Origin of the sequence: Geobacter argillaceus, assembly GCF_007830735.1 — a bacterium.
GTDB classification, from domain to species: Bacteria; Desulfobacterota; Desulfuromonadia; order Geobacterales; family DSM-12255; genus Geomobilibacter; species Geomobilibacter argillaceus.
Genome location: NZ_VLLN01000016.1, coordinates 83,910 through 99,111, shown reverse-complemented (window position 1 = coordinate 99,111; position 15,202 = coordinate 83,910). Strand labels below are relative to the sequence as shown.

The following is a 15,202-nucleotide window of genomic DNA, read 5'->3' as shown; positions in this document are numbered from 1 at the left end:
GAACGGTTTGCTCAGATTGACATCGGGGGTGCCGTTCAGATGCAGGCTGCCGGAGGCCGGCAAGGGGCCACCGGGCACGGAAGTCCCGGTGGTCGTGGTCTTGAAGTGGCACTTCACGCAGTCAGCCGAGCCGGTCACATGCTTGGCGTGGCTGTTTTCATAGCCTGGCCCGCTGGTATAGCCGGGTGCGCCGGTGGTGGTGTTGGTGCCATGGCAGCCGTTGCAGCCGATGCTGGCGTTCCCCCATTTTTTCGAGGAGTACGAACGGTAAGCTGCGCCTCGTTTGCCATCGCTGTGACAATACAGGCCGCTGCAGCGGGCAAAGCCGGAGCCGGACGTCTTGCCGTAGTTGGTCGATATGCTGTAGCCGTTGTATTTCGGAACGTTTTCGATAACGCCGACATTCAGCTTGATGTCGACTGACCGGTTCACGTGCAGGGCGTAGCTTTTGAGGACACCCATGCCGATATCTACCGTAGCGTTGTGGCATTTGGTGCAACTGTCCTGGTTGATGATATGCTTGGCGTGCGAGCCGGAAGTGAGCGACGGGTAGGCGTGGCAGCTCGAACAGCCGGTTGTGTCAGTCCAGGCAACGGTGTCGGTCGGCGTGAGCGACTGACCGTTGCCGTGGCAGTAAATGTTGACGCACTGGCTGCCATTCCAGGATGAAGTTGACGTCCGGATGGCTGGGTCAAAGGTGACGTCTTTGGTTTTGTTGACATGCAGGGCGTAGCTCGAAATCGTGCTGCCGTCGTTGGTCGTGTCGTAGTGGCAGTTGCTGCAGCGGAACTGGTATAACGAAGTGCTGACGTGCTTCTGGTGCTTGCCGGAAAGCGAGGTGATGGCTGCCGCGCCGTCGTGACAGGTGGTGCAGGTGGTGGTGCTCCCCCACTGAATGGCGGTGTGGCTGTACGGTCCGGTAGCTGATTGGCCGTTGCTGTGACAGTATGTCCCGCTGCAGGTGCCAAAGCTTTGCGACGCCTGTCTGCTCGGCAGGAAGTTGGCGCCACTGCCGGTGTAGCTGCCGGCAAGGGTGCCGGCAGGATCGCGGGGGGCAACGACGATGTTGCGCAAACTGGTTGCGTGGGCGAACGTGTTGGCCTCAGCGGTGTGGTCAGTGTGGCATTTCACGCACTGATTGGCGCCGGCATAGTAGAGGTTATGCCTGGTATGACTGCCGGCGTTTCCTCCGGTGTATCCCGGGCCGGTGCCGCTGGGTGGCGCTCCGTGGCACTGGCCGCAGTCGGTGGGGGATGCGAAGGTGGTACTGGACCAGACCGGGGTAGTTGTCTCAAAATGGCAGTTGACGTTGGTGCAGGTTCCCAGGATTGGATTGGAGGTCTGGTTGAAGAAGACCCCCTTGGTGCTGTAGACCCCCTTGGCCGGCGAAGGCGAGGCGTTGATGTTGCTCGACATATGGATGAAGCCGTTGCTGTGGTCTGTTTTGAAGGTGGAGCTGCCATTGTGGCACTTCTCGCAGCTTGACTGACCAGTGGTGGCATGGGTCAGGTGGCTCCCCTTGAAGCCGCCGGTGGTGACGTTGCGGTAGGCTGTGTCGATCGGGGGCATGCCGTGACAATCGCTGCAGAGTTGAGGACTGTACTGGTACTTCTGGATAGCATGGCCCACGGGCACGCCAAGAACGAAGAAGCCCGCCAGGAAGATGGTGGACAGTATAAGGGTTCTCGACAGTGCAGAGAGTGATGCTCTCCGGTTCATTTCGCGGATCCTTTCTACCAGACAGTAGCACTCGGAAAATAACGCATATAGGTACTGAAGGGAAGGGGCACAGCATGCTGTGCCCCTTTTTTATATCAGATTATCTGCTGTTGCTCCACCGTTTGGACGGCTTGAAGTGGCAGCTTACGTTGGAGCAGGAGCCGGTCCTGTTGGTGGCCTTGTCGCCGGTCAGCCTGGCGCCGGTGTACCGCTCCTGACCGAGGCTTCTTCTGTAGTCGAACTTCCGGCTGTCCTTCACGTCGATGGTGATGGCGCTGTTCGGCCGTACCGGGGTAACCATCGTGTGAGTGGCCGGATTCATGACGCCGTTGCTGTGGCAGATGGCGCAGGGTGTCCAGCCGTCGGACGCCTTGATTGTCGGGGCCAGGTGCTTGGCGATGACATGGGCGCCGCCGCCACCGGTGTAATCCTGGAACCGGCCGCTGGTGTACTGGCCCTGTTTGCGGAAGTCGACGCCTTTAACCAGATCGCGCCGTATCGGCGGGTAGCCGTGACAGGAGTCGCAGTTGTTGCTCGGCTGGAAGGCGGTCTGGGCGGTCGGACCGTTGTGGCTGTGACAGGTGGTACAGCGGGTGTCGAGATTATGCCCGTCGTTCACGTTGGATGCGGTGTAGTGGCTGAGCGATGCCGAGGTATGGCAGGCATTGCAGAGCTTGGTGCCGGCGCCGGCATAATTGCCACCGGTGGAGAAGCCGGTGAAGCTGACCGGTGCAAAGGTGAGCGGCTTGCCGGTTGTCCGGTCGGAGGTCTTGGCGACCTGATCGTGGATCATGTAGACGTTAGCGTCGCCGTGGGGATCGTGGCAGTCCCAGCAGAAGTAGCCGCCGCCACCACTGGCATGTTTTGCCCCATAGTGGGTGGAGGATATCCTGGTGAAGGCTACGCTCTTGCCCAGGAAACCGGCCGCATTCTTGCCGTGACAGGACAGGCAGGGGGCATTGCGGCCATAGGCTATGGTCGAGTAGTTGGCAAGTCGGAAGAAGTTGTTGGCCGTTGACGAATGGGGAGCCGCACTGTCATGGCAGTAGAGGCATTCATTGGTGGCGTTGGCGATGAAATTGGCGCCCGGCCGGCCAGACGTATAGGCGAAAGCTGAGCCGTGGCCGGTTGCCTTCCACTGGGTGTCGCTGATCAGGGCGAGCGTCCCGCTGTAGCCGGTAAAGTTATCGACATCGGCACCGCTGGTGACGTGGCAGGCGCGGCACCCCGGGCTCGGAGCACCCCAGGCGATGGCGGAGGCATTGTTGTTGTGGCAGGAGATATTGGTGCAGGTGCTGGCCGTGGGCGGTGTGTTGGCAACTGCCGTGAAGGTAACCGAGCCGCCGCTCTGCTGCAGGTTGTAGGCCTGGTTCACGTGGTTGGCAGGGGTGGTAATAGTATTACCCGTGGTGGTGGTGCTGTAGTGGCACTTCTCGCAGGTATACCCCATGACCACCACATGCTTGTTGTGGCTGTTGGCTTTGGGCGAACCACTTGCGTAGCTCGGACCGGTGGCGAGGCCGTCGTGGCAACTGCCGCAGTTGGTGGCCGGACCGGCTGACCAGGTGACGGCCACGTTGGGGGCTCCGAACGGGGCGGTGAAGGCGGTACCGTTACTGTGACAGTAGATGTTGGAACAGGCCGTTGCGCTGTTCACGTAGGCGCCGCCGCCCGCGTTGAGGGTTCCCCATGCCACATCCTTCACCTTGTTCAGGTGCTTGGTGGTGTCGAAGATGGTGGTGCTGTCATGGGTCGTGGCGTAGTGGCACTGGTCGCAGCCATAGGTATAGGTCGAGATATGCTTGGTATGCTTGCCGCTGACCATGGGTGAGCCGCTTGCCTGGGTGTACAGGTGGCAGGTGGAGCAGCGGGTGTTGGTTACCGAGTTTGCATTGGTGCCCCAGTTGACAATCCGGTTGCCGTTGGTTCCGGTACCGTCCGAATGGCAGTAGGTGGTGGTGCAGTTGGTGCCGGCCGTGTAGCTGAGGGTGCCGTCGGCGCCGGCGGACGTCCCGGCGGCGGTGTAGGAGCCGGTCCTGCCGGGGGTGGAATAGCCGAAGTAGACCTGGGCCGCCTGGATGGCGCTGACCGGGCCGGCGGCATGGATGGCCGGACTGCTGTGACAGGAGGAACACTGGAACTGGTATTTGGTCGTATCGCCGGTGGCATTGCCGGGGGGTGCTACATAACTGGTGGCAACCGTGGCGGTTTCCCAGTGGAGCTTATGGGCACCCGGCAGTGTGTTGCTCGCGTTGTGGCAGGAGTTGCACAGGAGCGGAGTACCGCCCCATTGGGGGGTACCGTTGGCATGGCAGTACGTGTTGCCGCAGGTCTTGGTTCCCGCAGTGTAGTGGCCGGTGTAACCGCCATAGACGGCAAAGTTGACGTCACGCTTGTTGTTCAGGTGGAGCGAAGAGTAGTTTTTCAGCTTGTTGACAACCCCCTGGTCGACGGTAAGACGGTGGCAATCGACGCAACCCCTGGTGTTGGTGATGTTGCGACCGGCAACATGCTTCTGGTGGTTGTTGGCCGTTGCGGAACCGGCCCCGCCGCTGACGTAGTTCGGCTCGCCGGCTACGCTGCTGAAGCCACCGAACGGCTTGGCATAGCCGTGGCACCCCTTGCAATCCAATGTTGCGGTTCCCATCCAGATCTTGCTGCCGGTCATGTTCCGATAGACCGGTGTGGCCTGGCCGGAACTGTGGCAGTAAGTGGTGCAACTGCCGCCGCTGTAGCCGGTCTTGTAGGCCCTGGCGCCGGTGAAGTCCTTGAAGCCGTTCACGTGACGGGTCTTGCTGGCAATGGTCCGGTCGGCGCTCACGGTTGCGGCATGGCATTCGACACAGGAGAAGTTCTGGTTGGTGCCGAGGACCGCCACGTTGTTGATGTGGGCCGAGTGCTTGTTGGTGCTGATCGGGTTGGCGCTGGCAGCGTTGTTGCCGTGGCAGAAGGTGCAGTCGGCATTGGCGGTTGCGCCCCACTGCGGATTGTTGACGTTCGTACCGTTGCCGTTACTGTGGCAGTAGCTGGTGTTGCAGGTCTGGGTTGCCGATGTGTAGGTGGCGCCGGCATTGCTGGGAATCGAGGCGTCGAACGCCACTGTACCCGAGCCGTTCAGGTGGGCTCCGGCCGGAAGGAGAACCGTATTGGTGGCATCGGCAACGGTGCTGCTGTGGCACTTGATACAGGAGAAACTGTAGCCGCTGGTGGCATCGGCATGCTTGACGTGGCTGTTGGAACCGGCAATGCCGGCACCGGAGTTGACGTGGTCGGGGAAGGCGTTGCTGGCCGCGTTGGAGGTACCGTGACAGCCGTTGCAGCTGATGCCGGTCGCATTCCAGGCGATGGTCCGGTACTGGCGGCTCCCGGCGAGGGGATTGCCGTCGCTGTGACAGTAGATGTTGGCGCAGGAACCGACCGGTGTATTGTCCGGTTTTATTGCCCCGTTGGCCCCGGTTGTGGAGGAGCCATTATAGGTGGGGCCGTAGCTGTCGAGATTGATGTTGTTGTCGAATTTGATGTTGACGCTGCCGTTGGCATGGTTGGCAGGCGTGGAGATCGTGGCGTCGTTGCTTACTGTTGCGGCGTGACATTCGGCGCAGCCGATCAGCCTTCCAACGGCCGCTGCGTTGTTGATATGGGCGCTATGGGCGTTGGTGGCGATTGGATTGCCACTGGCGGCATTGTTGCCGTGGCAGCCGGTGCAGCCGAGAGAACCGCCCCACTGGGCGCTGCCGCCGAAATGACAGGAGATGCTGGCGCAGCTCTTGGTAGCCGCTGAAAAGGCGAATGACTTGCCATTCCCCTGCATGACATCGATCACGCGGTTGGTATGGCTGCTGATGATCGCTGTGCCGGTGGTTGTGGTGGCACTGTGGCAGTTGACGCAGGATGTCGCCCCGGCAGCTGCATGTTTTTGGTGACTGTTGGCCCGGAGGGTGCCGGCACCGCCATTGGCGTAGTTCGGCTCGCCCGCCTGACTGGTGAAGGCAGGAGCAGGGTCTGAGCCATGGCAGCCATGGCAGTCAAAGGTTGCCGCGCTTTTCCAGTTGGTGACGGTCATATCCTTTTGGGTGCCCTTGCCGTCGGTGTGGCAATAGGTGGCCGAACAGACCCCGGTGGTGGTGCTATAGGTGCCGCTGCCTCCGGCCCTGGCGCCTGAAAAGTCCTTGTAGCCGTTGACGTGATTCGCTTTGTTGGCAATGGTCCTGTCATCGCTGACTGTTTTTGCGTGACAGTCGATGCAGCCGTAATTGATACCGATAACGGCGGAATTGTTCACGTGGGCAGTATGCTTGCCGGTTGCGTTCGGGGAACTGCTGGCCGCATTGCCGCCATGACAGCCAGTGCAGTCGGATGGGAAGGCGGGGCCGAACCATGCAGGCGGGGTGGTCGCAGGGATGCCATTGCCGTTACTATGGCAATAGACATTGGCGCAGGAGGATGCGGCCGTGTTGTAGGATGGCGTCATGCCGGTGGCAGCGAGGGTACCGGCCGGTGACCTGAAGACATCCTGGTAATTGCCATCCATGTGGTTGTTGCCCCGGTGGCACTGGTCGCAGGTGTAGGAATAGTTCGAACCGCCGCCGGCGTGCCGGGCGTGTTTAGACAGTGATTCGTTGCCCGTGTAGCCGGCAGCGTTACCCGAAGGTCCACCCGTTGTGGCCGTCGTCGGCGGGAAACCGTGGCAGGCGGTGCAGCCACCGGAGAACGAGCCGAACTGGCCGTCGTGCTTGTGACAGGTGGCGCAGTCGCGGGCCATGGCGAAGGTGGTGTTGTGCTGTGCCGGGTAGTTGCCGCCGGTCGGGACGATGTGACATGCCTGGCAGACACCGGTTCCCCGGCCGCTGCCGTTCACGAAGACGGTGGACAGGGCAGAGGTTGCCATGGTCAGGACAGGCTGCTTTCTGACTGCGCCGTACGGGGTGGAGATGTTCATGTAGCGGCGGACCAGGAAGCTGTTCGGTTGCGAACCGTCCCCTATGTCCACGTGGGCCGCGTGGCAGTCGGCACACTGCACATCCTGGCCGACCGGCTGCTTGTAGTTGTGACTCTTTTTGCCGGAGTGGCAGTTGGTGCAGATGTTGAGATTATCCGTAGTTCCCCTGGCAACGGCCGGCCCACGCATATCCGTGCGCAGGATGAAACCATTGCTGGAGCTTAAGGAGAGGAAGTTGGCGGCTCCGTCGACGGTGCTGCTGCGGGAATCGGTGTAGTGCACGCCGTGACAGGTGGTGCAGAGAACCTGCCCACCGGAAAGGGCGATGCGGAAGTTCAGGTCTGACGTGCTGTTGGCCGGATTGTTGTTTTCGATCGGATTTTTCAGGTTCGAGTTCGACTTGGCTGCCGAGACGAGATAGTTCACCCGGACCGGGTGGCTGCCTTTGTTTTTGTCCTGCACATCACGCGGCCTGTGGCAGTCCAGGCACATCTGGTCCTGGCTGTTGGCCATGCGGAGAAATGGCTTGCTGGTGGAGTTGTCGTGCTGGTTGTGGCAGCGGACGCAGGCAAGTTCCCCGCCGGTGCGGCCCCTCAGGTTGTGGGTGGTCATGGTCGGATAGACCGGCGGGAGTGCTCCTGCCGCCGGATTGGTGTCGGAGCCGTCCCAGCGGTGAGAGTGCTGGAAGCGTTGCTTAGGCTGAACCGATGAGTGGATGTTGAACGGGTCGGCGGCGTCGGCCGGGGTGAACGGCTTGGTGCCTGCCTTCGGGTCGCTGAGCCGGTGGCAGTTGAGGCAGGTGTTGTTGAACAGTTTCTGGCCGGTTGCTCCCAGGTCCATGTGGGAGGTGTGACACCGGACGCAGGTGTAGCCGCTGGCCGGGTCGTAATGGGGCGGGTCGACGGTTGCAGCGTTAGCCACAAAGGCCGCAATCCCCAAAAGGAAACCAGTTATGAAAATGAAGGCTGGCTTCTTCACGATTTTCCCCATGATATGCCCAAAGTTAGTGGTTCCGACAAGGTCACTCAACAGTTATCAATTACTGTAACGTTATCAACGGCAGCATATTGGGCAATGATCCGAATTGCGACGGACCCTGGACATCGAACAATGTTGGCGCAGACAGCGATAGTTGGGACACTGAAGTGCCGGACTGAAGATTACACACCAACTGGGCAAACTTCCCGAAACCGATACCTGAAACGTTGCCGGAAACATCAACTACAATGATGTCAATCTGGTTCGTACTGGCTGCATACGTACCACTCACCGGCAAGCTGCCGGCATTTTTCAATCCTTTCAGTACCGTGCTGTCAATCTGATTGGAATTGGTTGCAGTTTTTACGGAAAGACCTTGGGGCAGAGTCATCTTTACTTCAATGCCTCTGATGGGTGCAGCATGGCTGGTGCTTAGCACGGCAAAGGTGATGGTTGCCGTTGATGATGGATTTACTGGAGTCAGGCTGTCAGTACCTCCACCGCCGCCACAGCCGAACAGGCCCTGCAATGCGATGAGCGCGGCGCCTATTGTGAATAGATGTTTTTTCATAGGATAATCCAATCCTCTACCAGGGAAGTCCAATAACTTGTTCTATTATTGCGATAACGTCGGAAAGAGTTATTCTCCCGTCGGGTGTTGGCGTGTGGCCTACGACCGGTCCGACGTCAGCGTGAAGCATCTGCTCGAACTTCTTGTCAAAGGGATCGAGACCAAGGGCAATTCTAATAGCTTTCAAGGCATCTGCAATATCTACTTTGCCATCCATGTTAATATCGCCATTCCGTGTGCTAACTTCAGCTTTTGACAGAATATAGATATTGAGGGTTTCCGGGGCGGCAATGCCGGTCAGGTCGATGATGCCGTTGGTCTTGATGGTGCTGGCCAGGTACCTGCCGCTCTGGTCGATGACGTAGGGGGTGCCTCCGCTGTAACTTAGTTGCAGTGGGTTCTGCGAAACGACCGTTATCTTGGGCGGGATCGGGTCGTACACGACGGAACGGATGCTGGTCGCTGCAGTGCCGTTGCTGTCCATGGCGGTTACGGCAATGTTGTAGGTCCCTGGAACCGGGAACTGGGCGTTGACCGTGAACGTTCCATCGATATTCGTGGTAACCGTTGTCGGGACACCGTTCACCGTTGCCGTCAGGGTCGTGTCGGTGCCGACCGTGCCGGTGAAGTACATGTTTCCGTTGATGGTGCCCGTGTCACGCGCCGGAGAAGTAATGGCAATGGTTGGGGCAATGCCGCTGCTGTAGACTACCGTGGTTCCGGCGGTGGCCGTCTGACCGGTCTTTGGGTCGGTGACGGTTGCCACGATCTGGTTGAGGCCGGAGCTCATGGGGAGGGTAGCGGACCAGGTGGCGCCGCTGAGCGTGGCATTGCTGCTGGTGACCGGAATGAGTGCGCCACTGTTCCGGTCGAATCTGTTCACCGCAACCACTACGGTGGTGCCAACTGGGGCGTTACCGCTTACCGTGTAGGACGGTGACGTGACCGTGGTGCCTGTCGGGGTGTTGATACCGAGCGATGGGCTGCCCGGATCAAGGGTTATCGTCCGCGAATTGACGCCGGTCGTATTGCCGGCCTGGTCGGCTGCTACCACGGCGATGGTGTTGATACCGGGATTGAGGCTGGCAACGGTGTTGAAGAGACCGTTCACCACCGGTACGGTAAGATCGGTGCCGTTTACTGTTACGGTGACGGTCGTGGCGTTCGTATCGCTGACAAAGCCGCTGATGGTCTGGATCGGCCGGGTAACGACACTGCCATTGGGGATGCCGGCGATTCCAATGACCGGTGGAATAGTATCCAGGGTTATGTCCACGCTGGTTGCCGTGTCACTGTTCCCGGCGTTTTGGGCCACGATCATGAAGTTGTTGAGACCTTCGCCCAGGGTTACGGTCTGGCTCCAGGCCCCGCCGATCGGAACAGTGATGGCCGTGCCGCCATTGATAGTGATGCTGGCGCCTGCCGGTGCCGAACCGCTGATGGTCTGGAGGGGGACGTTGGTAATGCTCGGGAGCGCATTCACGACCAGCGGGACCGGTGGGGTGGTGCCGGAAGTCGGGATGACGTTGATGGTGACGTTCTGGGTGGAGACTGCACCGGCAACGTCACGGGCAATCACGGTGACGACGTTGACCCCTGTGGACAGGGTCACGGAACTGCTCCAGTTGCTACCGGCAAGGGATGCTGCTACGCCGTTCACGGTGACTCCCGCCACTGCTGCCGGACCATTTGGCTTCACCGTGCCGCCGATGGAGAGGCTGGTCAGGTTCGTGGCCAGCGGAAAGGCGTTGATGGTCAGCAGGGGACCTGAACCGGATGTCTGCGGTGCCGCACTGCCGCCGTCGATGCCGAAAATGGTCACATTGCCGAAGCCGTTGGCAACGACAAGTCGTTTGTTGGCGCTGTCGAAACTGTCGAACAGGGTGTCGGACGGTACCAGCAGACTACCCGCGGTGATGCCGTAATTGCCGACAAAGGAAAGGAACGTGCCGGTATTCGGGTCTATGACCTGGACGTGACTCTGGAAGGAGTCGACCACGTACATCCTGGTCGTGGAACGGTAGTCGCTGCTGTATTCGAACGCGACCGATCTGGGTGAGGTGAACCTGAGAGCTCCCGAACCATAGGAGCCGAGACTCTTTTTGAAGGTGCCGTTCAACTCGAAAAACTGGATACGGCAGTTCAAGGTGTCAACCACGGCCAGCTGATTGCCAACCCGGTCCCAGGCGATGCCGGAAGGCTGCAAAAACTGGCCCTGACCGCTTCCTTGCGTGCCGAACTCGCTGATGAACGTGCCGTTGAGGTCGAATATTTTTACGCAGTTGGCGCCGCTGTCGGTGACGAAGATCCGGTTGGCTGAATCGGCAACGACAATCCCGCTGGCAAAGGTGAACGTGCCGGTGAAATCTGCTTTTGGCGATCCGTCAGCGGCAATTCTGGTGACCGTCGTGCCGCGGCTGACGATGATGTCGCCGGCCGTGGAAATGGCAATTGCCCGGGGATTGGGTATGGTAGTGATCTTTCCGGCGAGCTTGCCGTTACGGTCGTACTTGGCGATTCCACCACTACGGGGATCGGCCACGTAGAGGTATCCATACGGGTCGCTGGTAACCCGGACAGGGGTGCTGATCCCTTGTTTTTCTGCCAGCAAGGTGGGCTTGAGGGAAATCGATGGTGCAACTGATGCCTGAATCGATGCCGGAAACAGCGATAGTGTCATGCCAGCTAAGGCGTAGGTGGTCAACTTTGTAATTTGTGCTCTCAGGCTGCACATTGTCGGTGATCTCGTGAACCTAGTGTTAGTGCTGCTTAATGGTTGTGTTGGCATTTAATTACTATTGGTATCGACTTCTACTATTAATTATAAAGCAAAAAGTTAAGGTCATCTTCAGTTTTTGAATAATGCGGCGTGGGATGATAATGATCCTCCACGTACATTTTTAATGTGCAAAAAATGTACTGAATAACAGTGAGTTGTAAATTATAATTGGTTTGTTAAGAGTGATTAATTAAGCGATAGGTTCTCCCCTCTGCTCCTGGTTTCTGGCAGAGGGGAGAAGGTGTTATGGGGTACCCCAGAATTTGGTAATGTCCGGCGCCGGATGACAGCCAAAGACAAACTGGTTGTCGGGTGGGGGTGCAGAAGGAGCACAGGTGCGGGCAGGAATTGTGTAATTCAGGTACTGCTTCATGGTTAATGACGGGTCGAGATTGAACGTTACCGAACTCAGATTGGAAAAGTGGGACGGTGCACTGCTTCTGAACAGTACTGTTTTATCGTGGCAATCGGTGCAGGCGAGACCGAGTTGCAGGTGTTTGACGTGTTGACCGGAATAGTAGCTGTTGTACTGTGGGGACTGCTTTGCGGAGCCCTGTTCGTGGCATGCCTGGCAGTTATTTTGGCTGGTCGAATCAAAGGTGCTCCCCCAGACAACGGGGGTGCCAACGGGGAGATAGTTTCTTCCACCGTGGCATTTGACGTTTGCGCAAGTCTTGTCGGCGTTGAGCGCTGCCACGCCAGTTTTTGCGTTGTACGCCGCCGAAAACTTCACCCGGGCCGCTCTGACGATGCGGGAAGAGTAGTAATGGAAGATTGTGCCGCTGCCGGCATCCAGGTGACAGGCAGAGCAGGTGACGCCGGGCAGGGCCGTATGCTTGGCATGGGAGCCGGCCATGTTCGGGTGGGCAGAGCCATTTGGCGGATTACCGTGGCAGGAGCCGCAGTTCTGAGACGCGACCGGGATCACGCCGGGCGCCAGATTCACGTGGCAGGTGGAACAGGCAGGACCCGTATCCCCCTGGAAGGTAACCCCATGGCAGAGGCTGCAGGCATTGGCCTGGTTGCCTGCGGAGTCGTGTTTCAACCAGGTCTTCGGGTGCCCCAGGTTTACGGCCTGTTGGCCGTTGTTATGGCACCCTGTGGATTCGCAGCCGTTAGGCATGGTGCTGGTGGGGATATCAAACCGATAGGCGGTGGTGCTGATCTGGCGGCCATGGCAGTCATTGCAGATGGCAAGATCCACTTTTGCCACCGGCCCATGGACGGTGCCGGTGAGGAACGGCATGGCGTGGGCGATCTGCCGGGGTGGGTGTCCATTGGCGTGACAACTTCCGGTGGAACAACCTGTTTTGGTGATCCCTCCCATGAGGTCGGCACCGTGACATTCCTTGCACTGGGCCGGATTGGTCAGGTACGCCTTGCGATGTGCGGTACGCCAATTGGCGGGATGTGTCCCCGAAACGGCGACTGCCGGGGCGTTGTCGTTCCCCTTGCCGCACCCCCAACAGAAAATAGTGATGGCTGCTATGCAGAAAAGCTTGATGTACTGAGACGCGTTACTCATCGAGTACCCCTGAAAGAGCTGGGTTATGAAAAATTTTCATATTGTAGTCAGCAGTTGTGCAAGTTTTGCACGAAAACGGTTTGTATTTTGAGCAGTTTCAAGATTCACCGCCTGTGGCAGGTCATGCACTTTTCGTTATTGGCCCGGCCGTGGCATTTGTAACAGCTGGTCGGGTCGATCTTTCCCTCGATCCGGTGCAGGGTCAGGAAGTCGCCCCGATGCGGCAGTTCCCTGTCGGGCCGGTTCCCCAGCTTGAGCGACGGTTTCAGTTCGGTCTTGCCGGCATGGCAGTCGGCACAGAACGACTGGGCATGGCAGACGCCGCAGACCTGGGCGTCCCGGCCGGCCGCGAAGCGGTGCCCTTTAACGAAGTCGGCAGTGTGGTCGAAAGTGGCGTACGGTTTGAGCGCCCCCCTCACCAGGCTCCCTTCATGGCACTCGGAACAGAAGGGGCGACCCGTGGGAAGTGCTTCCGGGTGGATCGGCGCAAAACTGGATTCCGGGGATAAGATGCTGCAGGCTGTCGTCACGAGGACTGTGGCGAGTGCGGCGGCTATGGTTATGAAAGAGCGCACGGTCATCTGCCAACGCCTCCTGTGGTAGTGGTATAGGCGAAGGTGAGGCGGAACAGCCCCTTGACCTGGTCGCCGTATTGGGGATTGGCCCCCGCACTCAGGTCTCCGGAAAGCAGCAGCCACGGTTTGAGGCGATAGCCGGAGGACGCGATAATTTCATAGGCGATCTTGCTCGTATTCAGATAGGGGAGGGGGTCGTCGTAGCGTTGGGCAATGGCATCCAGGCTGGCATAGTAGCTGCCCGGATCGTAAAGGGCGAAACCGCGGATCTCGTGGTAGGAATTGAGCCCTTTGGCAGCCGTGAGGCGGTGGTAGTCGATGCCGGTCTTGAGTTTCCCTTCCAGCAGAGACAGACGGCCGCCGAGTCCGATCCGTGTCGACGTCCCCTTGGTCTTCCGGTCGTAGTACGTGTAATCGGCTGTCAGTTCGGTGGCCGTGTTGACCGCATAGGAGGCCGATCCGCCGTATGAAGCCTCTTCGTCGGCGTCGTACGGCTTGAAGAGAAACGGGTTGCTGGCCGAGGCAAAGTATCCCTTGAACTGGTGCTGGTTGTAACTCCCCGACAGGGAGAGCCCGGCAACCGGCTTGACCGTGATGACGTAGCTGTGCTCGGCGAACTCCTTGAGCGAAAGGTTGTACAGGGAACGGCCATTCAGCTCCACCAGTCGATTCATGGTATAGAGGACATCGAAGCCGGCCTGTTCCCGGCTGTCCTTGACAAGGGTCGCGCTGTTGGTCGACTTGTCGTATTGATAGGCCGCAGCCCCGTTTTCATGGGTGAGGAAGAGCCCCAGTTCCGTGACCCCGGCGACCCGGTAGCTTAATCGTCCTCCGGCCAGGAGATCCCCCTTGTGGTCATCCACCCGGTCGGTCTTCACCGGCTTGCCGGCAAAGGCCGAGAGGGCAAACCCCTCGTACTGCTGAAACAGGTCGGAACGGGCGCTGATGCCGTCCAACTGCTCCACCACACCCCCCTCGTAGAGGTACTGGCGGCCCACCTTGACATCGGCGTTCCCTTTCGGGGACTGATAGTCCAGATAACCGTACGAGAGGGCGGCATCGGATGAATCGCGGGGAGTGCTCTGGTCTGCCCCGTCCACCCGTCCCCAGCCGTACATGTGAAACGACAGGTGGCCGTCGGCCGCTTTACCCAGATCAACGCCAAGGTACTGGGTTGCGGGCACCATGGTCTTTTTGTCAAATCCCGGCACGCTCCGTTCTTCGTAGCGGACTATGGTGGTGCCGTTCACCCCGAGATCCAGTGCCAGGAGGGGCGATGGAAAAAGCATGATGGCGGGGAGCAGTGGCAGAAGGAGCCTTTTCATGGAGAACTCCAGGTTGTTGTCGATAGTGTGTTCATTCTAAAGCCCCGCGAACCGCTGTCAACTGTGCTGCCAGCGCGGTCGCACCCTCATATCGTGCCCGTGTGGGAAATGCAACAGAAAAAATGTGCTCAGTCCGGAGATCGAGCAGCTTCCCGGCGAAAGGCGTTTCATGAACAATCGGCATGATGTGGCGAAAACAAAAGATAATTTTTTTCAACTGCGGAGTTTTTGGTAATTGAGTGCAATGGGCGTGTTGTGCAACATATCAGCCGGACCGGCAATTCTTTTGAGAACGCATTGCCGGACCGGCGCGTGGTTGTTCGGTGGGAGCTTTACTGCCGGCACACCTCCGGATTTCTGCAGATGGCGATAAGTGCCTCAAGTGCATTGGTCATGGTGAGGATGCCGACAAGGTTGTCATTGTCGTCCACAACCAGGACCCCGTTCAGTTTGTGGTTGTGCAGGAGCTGGGCCGCATCGGTCAGATCGGTATCGGGCCTGACTTTGTAGGGGGTCGGATTCATTGCCTCGGTGACCGGGGTCTTGGAGAGGATGTAGTGGACCTCCCAGGTGTCGAGAGATGTTGCCTTGGAAGGCTTGAAGTCGGCCACCATCTTTTCCGTGAGGATGCCGGCAATCCTACCCTTATCCATGACCGGCAGCCGCCGGATGTTTTTTTCTTTCATGAGATGGATCGCCTCGATGACCGTGGAGCCTTTTTCGATGGTAATGGGATTCCTGGTCATCCATTTTTCGACTTTTGTCATGGTTTCCCTCCGGAATTGGTCATG

At 58.9% G+C, this 15,202-nt stretch carries 8 protein-coding genes; all 8 read right to left on the bottom strand.

The window, feature by feature from the left end; all coding sequences use genetic code 11:
• The coding region (locus tag JN12_RS13230; RefSeq protein ID WP_145023486.1) for a CxxxxCH/CxxCH domain c-type cytochrome at nucleotides 1-1,719 on the bottom strand (1,719 nt) is incomplete at its 3' end.
• Nucleotides 1,720-1,819: 100 nt separating this feature from the next.
• Entirely contained in the window at nucleotides 1,820-7,636 is a 5,817-nt protein-coding gene (locus tag JN12_RS13225) for a CxxxxCH/CxxCH domain c-type cytochrome (protein ID WP_170241921.1), read from the bottom strand.
• 61 nt (nucleotides 7,637-7,697) lie between these two features.
• Entirely contained in the window at nucleotides 7,698-8,207 is a 510-nt protein-coding gene (locus JN12_RS13220) for a hypothetical protein (RefSeq protein ID WP_145023483.1), read from the bottom strand.
• Nucleotides 8,208-8,223: 16 nt separating this feature from the next.
• A complete protein-coding gene (locus JN12_RS13215) occupies nucleotides 8,224-10,941 on the bottom strand; it encodes a 6-bladed beta-propeller (protein ID WP_170241920.1) in 2,718 nt (905 codons plus the stop codon).
• 289 nt (nucleotides 10,942-11,230) lie between these two features.
• Nucleotides 11,231-12,511: a CxxxxCH/CxxCH domain c-type cytochrome gene (locus tag JN12_RS13210; protein ID WP_145023478.1), complete on the bottom strand. Its 1,281-nt coding sequence runs from the start codon at nucleotides 12,509-12,511 to the stop codon at nucleotides 11,231-11,233.
• 104 nt (nucleotides 12,512-12,615) lie between these two features.
• Complete coding sequence (locus JN12_RS13205; RefSeq protein ID WP_145023476.1) at nucleotides 12,616-13,092, bottom strand: cytochrome C; 477 nt, start codon at nucleotides 13,090-13,092, stop codon at nucleotides 12,616-12,618.
• Complete coding sequence (locus JN12_RS13200; RefSeq protein ID WP_145023474.1) at nucleotides 13,089-14,411, bottom strand: hypothetical protein; 1,323 nt, start codon at nucleotides 14,409-14,411, stop codon at nucleotides 13,089-13,091. The genes JN12_RS13205 and JN12_RS13200 overlap by 4 nt, the downstream gene beginning before the upstream one ends.
• A 332-nt stretch (nucleotides 14,412-14,743) precedes the next feature.
• Nucleotides 14,744-15,178 (bottom strand): CBS domain-containing protein, encoded by a 435-nt coding sequence (locus JN12_RS13195; protein ID WP_145023472.1) that lies wholly within the window; start codon nucleotides 15,176-15,178, stop codon nucleotides 14,744-14,746.
• Nucleotides 15,179-15,202: the final 24 nt, after the last annotated feature.